Below are 14,622 nucleotides of genomic sequence, written 5' to 3'. Positions count from 1 at the left end.
CGGTGGTGAAGACGTCGAACTCGTCGCCCTTGCCCACCACGCCGGCGGCGACGACGCGGGCATTGATGGCGACGATGCCCATCATCTTGACGGTGCGGTGCAGTTCCGCGATCGGGTGCGCCGCCGCATCCACGACGGCCACCAACCGGGCGAGATCGGCCTGCTCGCCGGCAAACAGCGCCGAAATCGCCTGCGCCTCATGGCCGACCTCGGCGAGCCGTGTCGATGCCTCGGCCAGCTCGGGGCTCTGCAATTCGGCCGGCAGCGCCTCGAACACCCGGGTGACGGCGTTGAGCATGGTGGCGCCTTCGGCCAGGCGGGCGCCGACGGAGACGAAAGTGGCCTCGATCTGCTCGCGCGGCGCGGCCAGTTCCTGCGCGATGGCGCGCAGGACATCGACGCTCACCGGTGCGGGCGAGGGGGCATGGGCATGGGCAGGGGCAGGCGCGGTCATGATGAGGCTCCCGGGCGGCGGGGGGCGCGGGCATAGGCGTCGATTTCGCCGGCGACGCGGCTCAGCGGCACGATCCGGGCGACGGCGTCGCGCTGGATGGCTTCCTTGGGCATGCCGAAGACGATGCAGCTTTCTTCATCCTGGGCGATGGTGTGGCTGCCGGCCTGGCGCATTTCGAGCAGGCCGCGCGCGCCATCGTCGCCCATGCCGGTGAGGATGACGCCCATGGCATTGCGGCCGGCGACCTGCGAGGCGGAGCGGAACAGCACGTCGACGGAAGGCCGGTGGCGCGAGACATGCGGGCCATCGACGATGTTGACGGTATAGCGGGAAGCGGTGCGATGCAGCACCAGATGCTGGTTGCCGGGGGCGATCAGCGCCAGCCCGGGGCGCAGCACGTCGCCATCCACGGCCTCGCGCACCTCGATGGCGCACAGGCCATTGAGCCTTCGGGCGAAGGCATTGGTGAATTTTTCGGGCATGTGCTGGACGATGACGATGGCCGGGCTGTCGGCCGGCAGCTTTTCGAGCACCTCGCGCAGCGCCTCGGTGCCGCCGGTGGAGGCGCCGATGCAGACAATCGGATCGGTCTCGACCTGCCTGGCCCGCACCGAGGCGGCCCGCGCCTCCGAATGGGGCGGCAGGATCGCGTCGGCATTGAGCTTGGCCTCGACCGTGATCGGGGGCGCGGGCTTGTGCACCCCGCGGAACTTGGCATGGGCGGCGGCCTTGGCGGCGTCGCAGATGCGCATGCGCGATTCCTGGAGGAACTGGGCGGTGTCGACGCGCGGCTTGGTCACCACGTCGACGGCGCCGGCTTCGAGCGCCTGCATCAGCGTTTCCGAGCCGGCTTCGGCCAGGCTGGAGCAGATCACCACGGGAATGGGGCGCTGGCTCATGATCTTGCGCAGAAAGGTCAGCCCGTCCATGCGCGGCAATTCGATATCGAGGAACATCACGTCGGGCACTTCCTGGCGGATGCGCTCGACCGCGACATAGGGATCGGCGGCGGTGGCCATGACCTCGAGGTCAGGATCGCCGGCGATGATCTCGCTCAGCGTCATCCGCACCGAGGCGCTGTCGTCAACGATGAGCACCCGAATCTTGCGGTGGGGTTCGGTCATGGACATTCTCAGGTCTTCTGGAACACGGAGGGCGCAATCTGCCGCATGGCGACGGCCGTGCCGATCATGGATTCGGAATGCCCAAGAATGAGATAACCGCCGGGGCGAAGATGATCGATCAGCCGCCGGATTACCCGCTCCTGATCGGCCTTCTCGAAATAGATCAGCACATTGCGCAGGAAAATGACGTCGACATCGCGGTCGAAGGGATAGGCGGCATCCATCAGGTTGAGGTGGGCGAAGCGCACCAGCCGGCGCAGCTCGGGCACGATGCGCACCTCGGGGCGGGTGCCGGGCCGGCGCGCATGCATCAGGTAGCGCTGTTGCTTGGCAGGCGGCACGGGCGCCACCAGCTCGGTGGGATAGACCGCCCGCACGCCCTGGCGCAGTACGGTATTGGAAATATCGGTGCCCAGAATGGCGAACCGGAAATCGTGGCGCTGCGCCGCAAGGTCGGCCAGAACCATGGCCAGGGTATAGGCCTCGGCGCCGGTGGAGCTGGCGGCGCTCCAAATCTTGAGCAGCGGCTGGCGCTCGCCGCGCCGCAAATCGAGCAGGGCCGGCACCAGCCGGTGTTCGAGCAGGTCGAAATGCTCGGGCTCGCGGAAGAAATCGGTCTTGTTGGTGGTCACCGCGTCGATCAGATGCGGCAATTCGGCGGCCAGGCCATCGCGCTGGAACAGGTGGACGCTATAGGCGTCGAGCCCGCGCAGGCCGAGGGCGCGCACGCGCTTGCGCAGGCGGCCTTCCACCATCAGGCGCTTGGCGGGCGGCAGCTTGATGCCGACCTCTTCGCCGATGAGATCGGCGATGCGCTGGAAATCGCGCAGCGAGAGATGGTCGTCGTCAACGCCGTCGGAACGCTGATCGAGCTTGCGGATGGGCTGAGGCAAGAGAGGTCTCCGGCAGAAGACCGGCCGCGATCGATGCCGATCGCGGGCCGGATGGTTCAGGCGGCCTGGGTGATGGTCTGGACGGCGCCCAGCAGGCGCTCCAGCTCGAGCACGGTGACGAAGCGGCCATTGCGCCGGCCGATGCCGGCGATGCAATGGCCCGCCCAGGCGCCGTTCACCGCCGGGGGCGGATCGAGCTTGTCCTCGTCGAGAATGGTCACCTCGAACACCCGGTCGGCGCGCAGGCCGAGCCGCAGATCGCCGCTGGCCCCGATCAGGGACAAGACGATGATCCTGGTGTTCTCGGTGTCCTCCGCCGGGGGCAGGCCGAGCGTCAGGCGCAGGTCGAGCACCGGAATGCCCTGCCCACGCACATCGATCATGCCGAGCAGATTATCGGGCGCCTGGGGGAGAAGGGCGATCGGCCGCATATCCAGGATTTCCTGCACCTTCTCCACCGGAGCCGCGAAGAGTTCCTCCGCGACCCCCAGGGTGACATATTGGGCGCGCTCCGCCATGGCCGGGCCTCAGGCCGCGCCGCGACGGCTGAACTCGCCATCGAGCGCATCCTGACCATCGTCGAGGTCGAGATCGAAGCCGCCGGTGCTGGCCACCTTGCCCGGCTTGCGCGCGATATGGGGCGCATTGGCCAGGATGGCCTCACGCATCGCCGCATTGGACTTCTGCCGGGCCGGGATCGGCGCGTGCTCGTCGCGTCCATCGATGCGGAAATAGCTGATGGCAGCCTGCAATTGCTCGGCCTGGCTGGCCAGCTCCTCGGAGGTGGCCGACATTTCCTCGGCGGCCGAGGTGTTCTGCTGGGTCACCTTGTCGAGCTGCTGGATGGCGGTGTTAATCTGCGCCGCCCCGGCATTCTGCTCGCGGCTGCCGGCGGAGATTTCCTCCACCAGCTCGGCCGTGCGCTGGATATCGGGCACCAGCTTGCCGAGCATTTCGCCCGCCGACTGGGCGGCCTTGACCGTGGTGCCCGAGAGCGTCGAGATTTCGGCGGCGGCCGCCTGGCTGCGTTCGGCTAGCTTGCGCACTTCGGAAGCCACGACCGCAAAGCCCCGGCCATGCTCGCCGGCGCGGGCGGCTTCCACCGCCGCGTTGAGGGCCAGCAGATCGGTCTGGCGGGCGATTTCCTGCACCACCATGATCTTTTCGGCGATGGTCTGCATGGCGGTGACGGCATTGTTGACCGCTTCGCCCGAGGCGATGGCATCGGCCGCCGACTGACGGGCGATCTTCTCGGTCTGGCTGGCATTGTCGGCCGACTGCTTGATGGTGGCGGCCATTTCTTCCATGGAGGCGGATGCCTCCTCGGTCGAGGACGCCTGCTCGGTGGCGCCCTGGCTGAGCTGTTCGGCGGTGGCCGACATTTCCTGGCTGCCGGCGGCGACATTGCGGGTGGCCGTGGTCACTTCGCTGACCACTTCGCGCAGCTTGGCGGTCATGGCGTTGAGGGCCTTGATCAGATCGCCCACCTCGTCATTGGATTTGACATCGGCGGTGGCGCTGAGATTGCCATCGGCAACGTCATTGGCGAGGCGCACAGCGCTGCCGAGGGCCCGGGAGATGGCGACGACGATCCAGGTGGCGGCGACGGCGGCGATGAGGACCGAAATCACCAGCAGGCCGAACAGGAAGAGGCGGCTGCTTTCATAAAGCTGGTTGGCTTCGGTCAGCGCCTTGTCGACGGTGATCTCGTTGCGGGCGACGATGGTGTCGATCAGCGCATTGGCCTGTGCACGCAGCTCGGCGCCGACAGTGTCGACGATTTCGGTGGCATTGTATTGCGAGCGCTGGATGGCGATGTCGTTGCCCTTGGTCATGGCAGCAAAGAGCGCGTCGATATTGCCGCGCATGTCATCGACCAGAGCGGCTTCGCCGGGGCCGACCTGGCGCGCCAGCCGGTCGATGGTGGGCTGAATGCCCTCGAAGACGCCGTCGAAATCGTTGAACCACTCGTCCTGCTTGGCCGGGTTGCTGGAGGCCAGCAGCACGTTGCGGTGCTGACGGAAGACGTCGCTGCTGTCGAGGAACAGCTTGCTGGCGGTTTCATAGGCGGGGAAGGCCGAGGCATCGCCGGCATTGACGCGGGCGGCCAGCGCCGGAAGCAGCTTGCCCATGGTATTCTCGATCGCCGTGATGGCGGCGCTGCCTTCCGAAGTGGTGACGGCAAAGGCCACCGTGTCGGTATTGAGCATGGTCTGGGCCTGGGCCTGCTCCAGGCTGGCCCAGTAGGCATCGAAGGTGCCGATGAAGCTCTGGATGTCGGCGACGTTGTCGGCATTGGTGAAGCTGGCGGCCAGGGCCTCGGCATTGGCCGTGAGGGCCGCGCGGCTCTGGTTCATCGTGCGGGCCAGCTGATCCATCTCGGCATTGTCGGTGCTCAGGATCATGGCGCGCATGTCATTGGCGAGCGCGGTCATGTCGGTCTGCATCTGCTTGAGTGTCTGCGAGCGCTCCACCGGTCCGTCGATGACGGTCGACATGGAGCTGTTGATGCTGCCCAGGCTTTGCAGGGCCAGGAACATGCTGGCGCCCGACAGGGCCACCACCACGGCAAAGGTCGCCGCCAGTTTGGTCTTGATAGTCAGTCTCACGATGCAGACCTTTCTTCTGATGCTGCCAGGGGCGCGCTTCTGCCGCCCTGTGTTTCGAAAATTCGCCCCAGATCGGGGATGATGATGAAGCCGCCATTGCGCTTGCCGATCCCCCGGATGAATTCGGGGCGCCAGCGCATGCCCACCCGGGGCGCCTCCTCGATGGAGGCCGCTTCGATGTCGGTGACGTCATGGACCTTGTCGGCCAGGATGCCGGCCACGGTCGGCTCGCCGTCGATGTCGATCTCCATGACGACGATGCGGGTATCCTCGTCGGGCTCGGGCCGGTCCATGCCGAACATCACCCGCAGATCGGCGAGCGGCACGACGCGGCCGCGCACATTGATCAGGCCGTTGACGAAGGGGGAGGCATTGGGCACTTCGGTGATCGGCACCAGATCGAGGATCTCGCGCACGCTGCCCGCCTCGACGGCGAATAATTCGTCCTCCAGGCGCAGGGTCAGCGCCTTCATGGAGCCGGTTTCGGTGGCGCTCATGCGGCCCTCCCGTGATCGACATAGGATTGGCCGAAGGCGACCAGATGGGCGGTGTCGAGAATGAGCGCCACCGTGCCGTCGCCCAGAATGGTCGCCCCGGAGAACGACTTGATCGACGAATGCAGCTTGCTCAACTGCTTGATGACGGTCTGGTTGTTGCCGATGATCTGATCGACCACCAGGCCGACGCGCCCCTCGCCGGAGGAGACGATGACCACCTTCTGGTGCGGCTCGAGCGGTGCGCTGGTTCCGAACACCTCGCGCAGGCGCAGGAAGGGCACGAGGCTGCCGCGGATATCGAGGAAGTTGCGGCCGCGGGCATTGGCCTCGATGCCCTCGGGCAGCTCGACGCATTCCTCCACCGCGGTCAGGGGGATGGTGTAGCGGCTGTTGCCGACCCGCACGAGCATGCCGTCGATGATGGCCAGGGTCAGCGGCAGGCGCAGCGTCATGGTCGAGCCGCTGCCCGGAATGGTGGTGACGTCGATGCTGCCGCGCAGCCCGTCTATGGTGCGCTTGACCACATCCATGCCGACGCCGCGCCCCGAGAGCGAGGTGACTTCGCTGGCGGTGGAAAAGCCCGGCGCGAAGATCATCTGCCACAGATCGGCATCGGCGATCTTGGCTTCGGGCGTCAGCAGCCCGGCCTCCTCGGCCTTGGCGCGGATGCGGGCGGCATTGAGCCCGGCCCCGTCATCGGTGACCGAAATGGCCACGTCCGCCCCGGCATAGACCGCCGACAGGCGTACGGTGCCCCGGGCCGGCTTGCCCGCTTTCACCCGCCTGTCGGCCTCTTCGAGGCCATGATCCACCGCGTTGCGGATCAGATGCACCAGCGGATCGGACAGGCGCTCGATCATGGTCTTGTCGAGCTCGGTGTCCTCGCCGGTGGTGATGAACTCGATGTCCTTGCCCAGGTCGCGCGACAGATCGTGGATGAGGCGGCGGAAGCGGCTGAACAGCGTGCCGATCGGCACCATGCGGATGCCCATGGTGGTGTCTCGCAGGCCCGAGCTCAGGCGCTCCAGTTCCTCGGCGATGGTCTTGAGATTGCCGTCGCTGCTGGTGGCGGCGATCTGGGTCAGCCGCGCCTGGGCGATGACCAGCTCGCCGACGCGATCCATCAGCTCGTCGAGCCGCTCGGCGTCGACGCGCATGGAAGACGAGGCGACGGGGCGCTCGGCATTGGCCGGGGCCTCCCGGTCGGCTGCCCTGGCGGCTTTGGCCTTCGGCGCCTTTTTCGGCGGCGCGGCCTGAACGACGGGTTCGGGCTCGGGCGCGGGTTCGGGCTGAGGCGCGGAGGGAAGCGCGGCCTCGGCCAGCGGCTCCACCGACAATTCCATGCCGTCCTTGAGGAACAGGAAGACATCGTCGATGGCGGCGCGCGGGTCGTCGGCGGTCAGATCGACCTGCCAGCCCATATAGGCGACTTCGGGATCGATGAGGTCGAGGGGGGGAACGGCATCGGTCAGCGCGGTGACGGTGCAGGGCCCGATGGCCTTGATTTCCTCGAGCAGCAGCAGGGGATTGGTGCCATAGACCAGCGCGTCGCCGGGCAGGCGGAAACGGATGCGCCAGCGCCCGACGGCCGCCTTTGCTTCCGAATTGATGGCCGGCTCCGCCGCCGCGACGGCTTCGGCCGGCACCGCGCCGGAGGCGGCGATCACCACGCGCAGGGCCTCCAGAATGGCTTCGCCGCCCGCGGGCGGGGCGTCGGGCTGTTCGATGAGCTTGTGGATATGGTCCTTGGCGTCGAGCGCCACCGCGATCAGCTCGGAGGTGGCAACGGTGTGCCCCTTGCGGACCTGGTCGAAGGCGGTCTCGAATTCGTGCACGAAGGCCGCCACGGCGGTGAAGCCGAACATGGCGCCCGAGCCCTTGATGGTGTGCAGGGCGCGGAAGGTGGAATTGATCAGATCGTCATTGGCCGGGTTCTGTTCCAGATCGAGCAGGCCCAGCTCGAGCTGCTCGAGCAGCTCGCGGGCCTCCTGGCGGAAGGTTTCGGCAGGATCGGGAAAACTCATGCTCCGGTGACCTTCCTGATGACGGCCAGCAGTTGATCCTGCTTGAACGGCTTGACGATCCAGCCCGTGGCGCCGGCCTCCTTGGCCTGCCGCTTGAGCTCCTCATCGGATTCGGTGGTCAGAAGGATGATGGGCACGCCCTTGCTGGACGGGTGCTGGCGGTATTTGCGGATGAATTCGATGCCGTTCATCACCGGCATGTTGAGGTCGGTGATGACGGCGTGCACCGTCTGGCCGGTGGCCTTGGTATAGCCATCGGCGCCATTGATGGCCTCGATGACATCCAGGCCGGCCGCCGACAGCGTCATGGCCACCATCTGCCGGATGGATGCAGAATCGTCGATGGTCAGGATGGTCTTGCTCATGCGGGCTCGCTTTGCCGTGTGGGTTGAATCCAGAATTCACCATCGGGCGTCCAGGCGCGGCCATTGGCGTCGAGACAGCCGGTCTCGATCAGCAGCGCGCGCAAGGCGCCCGTGGGTGGCGCCGCCAGCGTCAGCGACTTGCCCGAGGCCAGGGCCTGCTTGCGGGCGGCCAGCAGCAATTGAATGGTGGTGACATCGGCGCTGGTGATCGCCTCGGTGGCGACGGTAACGGCCTGGAAGCCGGCAAGCGCCTCGCGCAACAGTGCGGCGGTATCCTGCGCCGTGCGCAGCCCCGCCTCGGCGGGCATTTTAATCAGGTGAGCGGGTTGTCCGGTCATGACGCAGACCGGGGCGTGAAGCAGAAAACACAATACATATCTGAACCACGGCATGATGGGCCGAGCGCCGCCAGAGGCCAGTATATTACCAGCTTCTTAAGACGCGGGCAGATGCCGCCCCTAACTATACTCCGTTCACCGTATTCCCATCCGATGCAATAAAGAGAATAAGTGAAGTTGATTAAGGGCGTCTTACTTAAATTCCCTTTGCGCAATTAGTTTTTCTACAAATCATCAAACAAATATTGTTTCCATGATTCTGAGTCATTCGGATGGATTTGGGCGCGGGGGCAAGTCTCGACTCTTGCGTTGCGAATCCTCGATTCAGCCAGGCGAGTCGGCGGCGAGTCCGCCGGCCGGCAATACTTGAAATATTTCCAGATATCGGTGGGGTAAAATCCCGGATGCCCGCGCCGGCAACTTATGTTCGCTGCCGATGCGGCCCATATTGCAGTGTTACGGGCCGGAGCAGCCGGAGGCGCGCGCGCGGGTTCAGGCGCTGGCGGTCAGGGGGCGGCGCCCTGCATGATCGCTTCGATCTCGGCCCAGCTGGCGCAGAAGGCTTTTACACAGGCGGGGTCGAAATGGCTGCCGCTGTTGGCGACGATCTCGGCATAGGCCTTGTCGATAGGCCAGGCCGGCTTGTAGGGCCGCTCCGAGCACAGGGCGTCGAAGACGTCGGCGATGGCGACGACGCGCGCTTCGATCGGAATATCGGTGCCGGACAGGCGGTCGGGATAGCCGGCCCCGTCCCAGCGTTCATGATGGCTCTGGGCGATCAGTTCAGCCGTGCGGATCAGCTCCGACGAGCCGCCTTCCAGGATGCGGGCGCCGATGGTCACGTGTTCGCGCATGATGCGCAGCTCGTCCGGCGTCAGCTTGCCGGGCTTGCCCAGAATGGCGTCGGCAATGCCGATCTTGCCGATATCGTGCAGGGGCGCGGCCAGATAGATGGTGCGGCAGCGCTCGGGGCTGAGCCCGATATGGCTGGCAATCAACTGGCTGATCTGGGCGACGCGGGAGACGTGCCCGCCGGTGTCGCCATCGCGGTATTCGATGGCGCGGGCCAGCCGCCAGATGATTTCCTCCTCGCGCGCCAGCAGGTGGGCCGTGGCCAGGTCCACTTCGCGCGCCAGCCAGCTGGCGCGATCGGCCAGCTCGACCTGCGCGGCGCGCAATGTCAGCAGATTGGCGACGCGCGCCTGCAACTCGCTGGGATCGAACGGCTTGTTGACGAAGTCGGTCGCCCCCGCCTGGATCGCCTCGACGCGGGTGTTGCGGTCCATATCCGAGGTGACCATGATGATGGGCACCAGCCGGTAGGCGTCGCGGGCGCGCAAGGCGCTGGTGAACTGCACGCCGTCCATTTCGGGCATGATGTGGTCCACCAGCACCAGGTCATATTGGGTGGCGTCGCTGCGCTCCAGCGCCTCGAACGGGTGCAGGCAGCCATCTATGTCCGCGGTGGTCGCAGTTTTGACGATCGAGCCGATCATGGCGAGGCTCGACCGGCTGTCGTCCACTATGAGCACACGCATAACCCGCCTCCGAAACCGGCGCGAGGATAGGGCCGCACTCGTTATGCGATTCTTAATCGATCCGCCTCGGATGCGCCCGCCCGGGGGCAGCATGCGGGGTCAGGTGCACGAGGCAATGGTGATCCCGACTGGATTCGAACCAGTGACCCCAGGATTAGGAATCCTGTGCTCTATCCTGCTGAGCTACGGGACCACGGGCGCAGGAAATAACAGGTCGACCGGATGGTTACAAGCTGGCTTGGGGGGTGTCCCGCGGCGGGGACGCCGCCGCGGGAGGCGGTTCAGTGATGGCTGCTGGCGGCGGCGCCGGCAATGGCCAGCGGCACGGTGACCGAGCCGGCCTTTTCGAAGGTCAGCGTCACCATGACGGTCTGCCCTTCCACCAGCGGATGCTTGAGCTGGAAGAACATCAGGTGCAGCCCGCCGGGGGCCAGCGTCACCGTGGCGCCGGCCGGAACGGGAATGCCGTCGGCGAGCTGGCGCATCTTCATCACGTCGTTTTCCATCGCCATTTCGTGCAATTGCGCCTCGGCGGCGAAATCGGCGCTGGCCGCGACCAGCCGGTCGTCGCCGTCACCCTTATTGGTGATGGTGAGGAAGCCGCCGCCAGTGGGGGCGTTGGGCAGGGTGGCGCGGCTGAAGCCGTTGCTGATCTCAAGATCGCCAAGGGTGACCGGAGCCGCGGCGGCGGAATGGCCAGCGTGCTCATCCATGCCGGCCATGGCCGCCGTCAGCTCGACGCGCGGGGCAGGATGGGCGTTGTCCGCGCCATCCCAGACCTGTTGCCCGTCGGCGCAGGTCTGGGTGGTGGGAAAGGGCAGCGGCCCGGCGGCCAGGGTCGGGGCGAAAGTGCCGGTGAAGACGAACTCGTCATAGAAGGCGTCGGGCAGTTCGCCCCCCGACCAGGTGATTTCGCTCACCCCCTCGGTGAGGGTCTTGCCGTGAAGCTGGTAGGACTGGGCATAGGGGCCGGTGACGGTCTCCAGCGTCCAGCCGGCATGGGGCATGGGGCGCACGTCGAAAAAGCCCTCGGGGATCTTGACGGTGACGCTGGTGGTGGCCTGGCCGTCGCAGCCATGGGGAATGCGCAGCACGGCCTTGTAGCCGGCCCCGATGGCGGCCGAGCCGGTTTCGAACGAGACATGGGCGAAGGCGGGGCCCGAAAGGCAGGCAATGCTCAGCGCGGCCAGAAGGCGGGCGGGAAAGCGGATCATGATGATCTCCGGTGTGATGATGTCTGAAAAAAAGCGGCAGGCGTTCAGACGGTCACGGGAGGAGCGCGGGACTGGCCCTGATGCGGCGGCAGGGCCGGCGGCACGACGAGGCGCGCGCCGCCATAGACGATCGGGCTGGCAAGGCGCAGCGGGGCGATGGCGAGGACCGCCGGGGAGGCGGGTGGCAAGGCGTTGCTGGCGATGCCGGCGGCGGCGCATTTGACGATGATGGGCAGGTCGAGATCGCCGCCCAGCGTGGTGGGCTGGGCGCAGACCGACCAGTTGGCCAGGCTGATATAGCCCAGCCGCGTCAGGTCGCGTTGCAGGCCGGCGGCCTGGTGCAGGGGGGCGAGCAGGACAAGGACGTAAAGGGCGACGACCGCCAGCGCGGTGCCCAATTCGCGGATCAATATGCCCGAACGGAGTGGCATGATCTGTCCCTCTTTGCCTAGGCTGTAATCCGGGCCGGGGCCGGGCTCAAGACGTTTAATGTCGCAGGGGCGCGCGGCTCCTCCTGGTCGGGGAATGTTTTTTTGCCGCAATTGGGTGCATTCTGGCCGCATCGCTTCGGGGCCCGCCGTGTTGAAAGCCAGTCTTGTTCGCCTTGCCGGGCTTGCGGCCCTTTCGGCGGTGTCGGTCGCCGCGCTCGCCTGCGAGCAATTGCAGATGGAGGCGGGCGGACCGGTGGCCGCCGTGCCCGATGGCGACGGGCTCATCCTGGCCGATGGCCGCAGCGTGCGCCTTATCGGCATGCAGGCGCCCAAGCTGGCGCTGGGGCGCGAGGATTTCCAATCCTGGCCGCTGGCCGAGAAGGCGCGGGCGGCGCTTGCCGGGCTGGTCGAGGGCCATGAGGTGACGCTGGGCTATGGCGGGGAAAAGCTCGACCGCTATGGGCGGGCGCTGGCGCATGTGTTCGTGCAAACCGATGCGGGCCGGATCTGGGCGCAGCAGGCGCTGATCGCGCAGGGGCTGGCGCGGGTCTATTCCTTTCCCGACAATCGCGCCTGTCTCGATCTTTTGTTCGCGGCGGAGGGCCGGGCACGGCTGGGCGGGCTTGGAATCTGGGCCGATCCCTATTACAGCGTTCGGGCGGCGGACCAGCCCGGTGAACTCCTGGGCCGGCTGGGACATTATGAACTTGTTGAAGGCCGGGTGCACCAGGCCGCCAAGACCGGCGGGCGGGTGTATCTCAATTTCGGGCGCGTCTGGAAAGAAGATTTCACGGCGGTGATCGAAGCGGCGGGCCTGCGTCTTTTCGCCAAGGCGGAGCTGGATCCGCTGGTGCTGGAAGGCGCGCTGGTGCGCGTGCGCGGATGGGTGGACGAGCGGGATGGTCCACGCATCGAGGTGACCCATCCCGAACAGATCGAGGTTCTGGCGACGCGATGAGAGGCAGGGGACGGATCGTCAAGGCGGGGATGAGGCATGGCTTTCTGGCCGTGTCGCTATTGGCGCTGGGCGCCTGCACGACGCTGACCGGCTCCAATATCGCCGTCAGCCGCACCGGCGACAATCCCGCCCCCGCCATCGCGGCCCAGAGCGGGGACGCCGATGACGTGGCCATCGGCCAGCGCGAGCATCCGCGCATCATCGCCGCCTATGGCGGGGTCTATTCCGACCGGCCGGCCGAAATCATGGTCGCGCGCATCGTCGGGCGCCTGCTGGCGGCGGCCAACCAGCCCAATGCCCAGTTCCAGGTGACGATCCTGGACAGCTCCGAGGTCAATGCCTTCGCGCTGCCGGGGGGCTATGTCTATGTGACGCGCGGCCTTCTGGCGCTGGCCTCGGACACCAGCGAGCTGGCAGCGGTGCTGGCCCATGAAATCGCCCATGTGACGCTGCGCCATGCGCGGGCCCGCACCGACCGCACACGCACCACCCAGATCGTCGACCGCGTCATTTCCAGCGTTTTCGGCGGCGACACCTCCACCGACGCCACCGCCAACCGCACCCGCCAGTCCATGGCCGCCTTCGGACAGAACCAGGAGCTGGAAGCGGATCGCGAGGGCATCAAGTTCGCCGGCAAGGCGGGGTACGATCCGCAGGCGGCGGCGCGGTTCCTGGGGGTGATGAGCCGTTTTGCCAGCTTCTCGGCCGGCGAGGCGGGGGGCGGCGAAGGGTTCCTCTCCTCCCATCCCTCGACGCCGGCGCGCATCCAGAAGGCGCTGGAGGTGGCGCGCACCATGTTCGGCCAGGCGGAAATGGGCGAGACCGACCGCGACGGCTATCTGGCGGCGATTTCCGGCCTCACCTTCGGCGACAGCCCGGCGCAGGGCTCGATCGTGGGGCGGCGCTTCATCCACACCGCCTCCAAATTCACCTTCACCGTGCCCGAGGGCTATACGCTGCAATCCTCGCAGGGGGCCGTGGTGGGCGTGGCGGGCGATGGCGAGGCGGTGCGCTTCGACAGCGCCGACGTGCAGGCCAATGTCAAGCTCGACGATTATCTGCGCTCGGGCTGGATCGCCGGGCTCAAGGCCGACACGGTCAAGGCGCTGAGCTTCAACGGCATCGAGATGGCCTCGGGCGTGGCCCAGACCGACCAATGGTTCTTCCGCGTCTCGGTGATGCGGCTCGACGGACAGGTCTATCGCTTCATCTTCGCCGCCAAATCGGACAGCCCGCGCTTTGCGCAGGGGGCCGAGGCGACGCTGAAGAGCTTCCGCCGGGCCGAGGCGGCCGATATGGGGCAGGTGCGCAAGGTGGCGGTTCGCATCGTCACCGCCAAGGCAGGCGACACCGCGGATTCGCTGGCGCGGCAGATGGCCGGGCTCAGCCGTGGAAGCGAATTGTTCTATATCATCAACGACCTCTACCCCGGCGATCGCGTGACGGCTGGGGCGCGCTACAAGGTTGTGGCCTTGCAGTAAAAGCTCAGAGCTTGTCGACCTGGGTGGCGATGACGTCGGTGGCGCCGTTATCGAACAGCTCCCGCAGCGTATCGCCGAAAATGGTGGCGGTGCCGACCAGGGCGACGGCGATCAGCGTACCGATCAGCGCATATTCGATGGCGGTGGCGCCCGATTCGTCTTTCATAAGGCGAGCGAAAATCTTGGTCATGGTATTCTCCTAGCTCCACGATGTTGGTTCAGCACGTCCGCCAACTGTTTCCGTTGTTCGGATGACTGCAACCTACAGGCAGGCCATTTCCATCGGCTTAAGGAAGTAGGTTAACATGACACTAACGGCGGGAGGCCCGATTTACGGTTACCATCCGGTCAATTCCGCCTTGTATGCGCGTTTTCGGGGGTTTTTGCCGCCCTTGCGCCTTCATCCCGCCGATGAGCGCCAAAGTTGAAATGGGAATACCGGCCCCCGCCTTAAACCTTCATTCACCATTCCCGGCGATGCTGTCTGCAATTCATTGTCGGGATGACTATTTATGGGACGCCACTGGACATTCGCTGCGGGGGCAGCAACGCTTGCGACGGTCGCTCTTGCCGTGCTTTCCGGCACGGGCGCAGCATCGGCCGAGGACCAATTCATGCGCGTCTATATGGATCACGCGCGCGTGCTCAAGCTCGACCGGCCGGTCAGCAAGGTGATCGTCGGCAATGCCGATGTCG

16 protein-coding genes and 1 tRNA gene are annotated in these 14,622 nt (G+C 66.3%); 3 read left to right on the top strand and 14 right to left on the bottom strand.

Annotated features, from left to right (window positions below; genetic code table 11):
• The 13 genes from VDP82_RS05205 to VDP82_RS05145 all read right to left on the bottom strand — a co-directional run.
• A partial coding sequence (locus VDP82_RS05205; protein ID WP_323013784.1) for a hypothetical protein occupies positions 1-454 on the bottom strand: 454 nt, incomplete at its 3' end.
• On the bottom strand, positions 451-1,578 hold the full coding sequence (locus VDP82_RS05200) for a protein-glutamate methylesterase/protein-glutamine glutaminase (RefSeq protein ID WP_416347079.1): 1,128 nt from the start codon (positions 1,576-1,578) through the stop codon (positions 451-453). The genes VDP82_RS05205 and VDP82_RS05200, both read right to left, overlap by 4 nt.
• Positions 1,579-1,586: 8 nt before the next feature.
• Positions 1,587-2,471, bottom strand: coding sequence for a CheR family methyltransferase (locus tag VDP82_RS05195; protein ID WP_323013782.1), 885 nt, complete (start codon positions 2,469-2,471; stop codon positions 1,587-1,589).
• A gap of 56 nt (positions 2,472-2,527) precedes the next feature.
• A complete protein-coding gene (locus VDP82_RS05190; protein WP_323013781.1) occupies positions 2,528-2,989 on the bottom strand; it encodes a chemotaxis protein CheW in 462 nt (153 codons plus the stop codon).
• 9 nt (positions 2,990-2,998) lie between these two features.
• Entirely contained in the window at positions 2,999-5,080 is a 2,082-nt protein-coding gene (locus tag VDP82_RS05185) for a HAMP domain-containing methyl-accepting chemotaxis protein (RefSeq protein ID WP_323013780.1), read from the bottom strand.
• Entirely contained in the window at positions 5,077-5,577 is a 501-nt protein-coding gene (locus VDP82_RS05180; protein ID WP_323013779.1) for a chemotaxis protein CheW, read from the bottom strand. Before VDP82_RS05180 ends, VDP82_RS05185 begins: the two co-directional genes overlap by 4 nt.
• Positions 5,574-7,601 carry a chemotaxis protein CheA gene (locus tag VDP82_RS05175; RefSeq protein ID WP_323013778.1) on the bottom strand — a complete coding sequence of 676 codons (2,028 nt, stop codon included), beginning with the start codon at positions 7,599-7,601 and terminating at the stop codon, positions 5,574-5,576. Before VDP82_RS05175 ends, VDP82_RS05180 begins: the two co-directional genes overlap by 4 nt.
• On the bottom strand, positions 7,598-7,966 hold the full coding sequence (locus VDP82_RS05170) for a response regulator (protein WP_323013777.1): 369 nt from the start codon (positions 7,964-7,966) through the stop codon (positions 7,598-7,600). The genes VDP82_RS05175 and VDP82_RS05170 overlap by 4 nt, the downstream gene beginning before the upstream one ends.
• Positions 7,963-8,304 carry an STAS domain-containing protein gene (locus VDP82_RS05165; RefSeq protein ID WP_323013776.1) on the bottom strand — a complete coding sequence of 114 codons (342 nt, stop codon included), beginning with the start codon at positions 8,302-8,304 and terminating at the stop codon, positions 7,963-7,965. The genes VDP82_RS05170 and VDP82_RS05165 overlap by 4 nt, the downstream gene beginning before the upstream one ends.
• A 506-nt stretch (positions 8,305-8,810) precedes the next feature.
• A complete protein-coding gene (locus VDP82_RS05160; RefSeq protein ID WP_323013775.1) occupies positions 8,811-9,842 on the bottom strand; it encodes an HD domain-containing phosphohydrolase in 1,032 nt (343 codons plus the stop codon).
• A 116-nt stretch (positions 9,843-9,958) separates the two neighbouring features.
• Positions 9,959-10,035 (bottom strand) — tRNA-Arg (locus VDP82_RS05155).
• A gap of 88 nt (positions 10,036-10,123) precedes the next feature.
• Entirely contained in the window at positions 10,124-11,056 is a 933-nt protein-coding gene (locus VDP82_RS05150) for a copper chaperone PCu(A)C (protein ID WP_323013774.1), read from the bottom strand.
• Positions 11,057-11,100: 44 nt separating this feature from the next.
• Positions 11,101-11,487, bottom strand: a complete 387-nt coding sequence (locus VDP82_RS05145; protein WP_323013773.1) for a hypothetical protein — start codon at positions 11,485-11,487, stop codon at positions 11,101-11,103.
• Positions 11,488-11,635: 148 nt separating this feature from the next.
• Between VDP82_RS05145 and VDP82_RS05140 the strand changes: the two genes are divergently transcribed.
• Positions 11,636-12,445, top strand: coding sequence for a thermonuclease family protein (locus VDP82_RS05140; protein WP_323013772.1), 810 nt, complete (start codon positions 11,636-11,638; stop codon positions 12,443-12,445).
• A 29-nt stretch (positions 12,446-12,474) separates the two neighbouring features.
• Positions 12,475-13,926 (top strand): M48 family metalloprotease, encoded by a 1,452-nt coding sequence (locus VDP82_RS05135; RefSeq protein ID WP_323013771.1) that lies wholly within the window; start codon positions 12,475-12,477, stop codon positions 13,924-13,926.
• 4 nt (positions 13,927-13,930) lie between these two features.
• Here VDP82_RS05135 and VDP82_RS05130 read toward each other — a convergent pair whose 3' ends face one another.
• A complete protein-coding gene (locus VDP82_RS05130) occupies positions 13,931-14,116 on the bottom strand; it encodes a Flp family type IVb pilin (RefSeq protein ID WP_323013770.1) in 186 nt (61 codons plus the stop codon).
• A gap of 322 nt (positions 14,117-14,438) precedes the next feature.
• Between VDP82_RS05130 and VDP82_RS05125 the strand changes: the two genes are divergently transcribed.
• A partial coding sequence (locus tag VDP82_RS05125) for a pilus assembly protein N-terminal domain-containing protein (protein ID WP_323013769.1) occupies positions 14,439-14,622 on the top strand: 184 nt, incomplete at its 3' end.

The sequence above is a fragment of the Devosia sp. genome, from assembly GCF_034675085.1.
Lineage (GTDB): Bacteria > Pseudomonadota > Alphaproteobacteria > Rhizobiales > Devosiaceae > Devosia.
This window is presented reverse-complemented; position numbering and strand designations above follow the sequence as displayed.